The sequence below is a fragment of the Pseudomonas sp. 5Ae-yellow genome (assembly GCF_014077575.1).
GTDB classification, from domain to species: Bacteria; Pseudomonadota; Gammaproteobacteria; order Pseudomonadales; family Pseudomonadaceae; genus Halopseudomonas; species Halopseudomonas neustonica.
The window spans coordinates 1-2229 of the sequence record NZ_JACGWE010000096.1 but is presented as its reverse complement, the minus strand read 5'-3'; the positions used below and the strand labels follow the sequence as shown (position 1 = coordinate 2229).

Annotated in this window: 1 protein-coding gene and 1 pseudogene; both read right to left on the bottom strand. The window is 53.0% G+C overall.

Annotation, left to right across the window (positions count from 1 at the left end; genetic code table 11):
- Positions 1–191: 191 nt before the first annotated feature.
- Positions 192–1226, bottom strand: a complete 1035-nt coding sequence (locus tag H4J77_RS19360) for an AAA family ATPase (protein ID WP_182250078.1) — start codon at positions 1224–1226, stop codon at positions 192–194.
- Positions 1211–2101, bottom strand: a pseudogene (locus tag H4J77_RS19355) (ATP-dependent nuclease); the annotation flags it as partial. The pseudogene H4J77_RS19355 and the gene H4J77_RS19360, both read right to left, overlap by 16 nt.
- Positions 2102–2229 lie beyond the last annotated feature (128 nt).

The following is a 2229-nucleotide window of genomic DNA, read 5'->3' as shown; positions in this document are numbered from 1 at the left end:
TCGGGAAGCAAGGTGCTTTGACCTCGGTGTTCACCCTGGATAAACCGTTTCATGGGAATCCTTGCGATGGAAGTGTCGGAAATCATAGCAAGGATTTGTCAGGACGTTTTTACACACCCTGGGCCAGGAGCGGACGTTAACAGCACCAGATTAGTCCTCGAGGTATCCACCAGGAGCTTACCCGCCTCAGATTAGATCGTCTTGAACCCTTTAAAGTATTTTTCGTGCGCCAGATAGAGATCGCCTCGTGCACGGGAGCATGCCACATAAAGTTTATTACGAGTCCGGGCAGGCAGACCTTCAAAGCTGCCTCGAAGATAGAGCTTCCAATTTTTTTCGCTCAGTACAACACACACATCTTGGAAGTGATCCATGCCTTTGCTCGCTCCCCAATTGAACGCATGGCATCCGTACTTGTAGCTCTCCTGGTAGAAGAGCTTCACTACTCCCGGGTCGGCATGGATGGTGTCGGCATGGTCCTGAGTGATCACAGGGATAATCGCGGTATCATCGTTCCTGTGTGACCCAACATTGATTTGAAGATGGGCCGTAATGAAGTCACAAACAGTGGTTCCACACCGCCAGCTGTGGCTCAAGGTTTCCTTGTCGACCTGAACGCCCACATCACTAAAACGGCGCTCGTAACGCTGGATGTTGTCATGCAGCGTACGGTTGGTGGGGCCATCTCGGCTGGTATCGAAAGTGTGCTGGTAGAAATCTCCAACCAAGAGAATGTCTACCTGGGCAGGCATCAGGGAGAGCAAAAGATCAAAGTCGTGACCCGCAAGATCTTGGACCTCATCGACAAAAAGCTGGTCGTAGAAGCGTTCAATTCGAGCAATGAGCCGAGGGATAGTCCCTTTGACCTGCAGCAGTTTGGCCAGGCGGTTGTGGAATAGGTACCCCTTGCCATCCTTGTAGTACTCCATCCGTGTACGAGCAAATGTCCGGGTGTGAGCCGGCGGCGTTCTGAAACTCAGCCCACGCGTGCTCAAAGCCAGCTCAAGCTGAGGCCTGTAGCAGAAACCGTTAAGGAACCCAAAGTAGGTGAGTAGAGTGATGTTGGGCGGTACAAATCCGAATTTTCGAATGATGCTGCGGTGCAAGTGGGCGTAATTGTTCTCCGTGTAGGTGATGATCAATGCGCGCTGGTCTAGGGTTAGGCGCTCGATAAGCGTCGTGGTTTTGCCAGAACCTGCAACTGCAAACATCACTCCCTTAGCCACGCAATCGCCTCCGCAATATAGCCAGGAACAACCAGCTCGCCCGCCTTCTTATCCAGCAACTCGAACGCGGCTTCGGCTTTGTTCGCCAGCATGTATTGCTGAGGTGTCAGGGTCCTTCGCCCTGGAGCAAAAAGCTCGTCACAGATGGCCGTGTTGTCGGCATACAGACCTATTTCAAAGGTACTGCGCTGATTGTCAGCATCAGCAAAGAGCCTGGCATGCTCGGTTACTAGGCCAGCGTAGTTCTCAACGCAGTTTTCCTCGTAGTTGCCATCGTTATCTCTTATCGCTGCAACCTTAATGTTCAACAGGCCTGCCAGCTCCAAATATCGCTTGAAGCTAGTACCACCGATAGAAATCACATGCACATCGTCTTCGGCAGGAAGGCGACCCGCCAGCTTCGTATAAAAGGCCTCTAGTAGGATGAACTCTGCATCGCCCTCGACAAGAATCACCCTGCGGGACAGGGTGAACTCAAGAACATTGTTGTCAGGGGCCTTCATAAAGAAGGCGGCTGTGTCGTCGGACAGCTGTCTGAGCGTGCCACTACGCTGACCTGGCCCGAGCAACAACGCGTTGCGCAAATCAAGGCGAGAGCAGATGTGGCTACTATGGGTCGCGATGAAGAGCTGCGTTCCGTTTTTCTTGGAGAGCTCGTTGACCAACCGCTTCATCAAGGTATGGCTTAGATGGTTTTCAGGCTCTTCAAGCAGCATGACATCGAAGCCGGCTCGGGCCCGTCGGGTGTTAAGAGCAAAGCTTGTCTTGATGAAGCACTGCCGACCCTTGCCTCGATGCTCCAGAACAATACCGTCCTCTGAAATCACCAGGTCGGTTTCGAGGTTGGAGCGAGCGCCGGAGCGAACCTCAAACTGGATGAACCGCCCCGGGTTTCGCGGAGGCTGTTTGGTTTAAGTCAAGCCGCCACCTTGGAAGCCTGACTGGCTAGTTGCCGATAGTAGTTTGCCTCAGCCTCTGCGGGCGGTATATATCCGATGGGTTC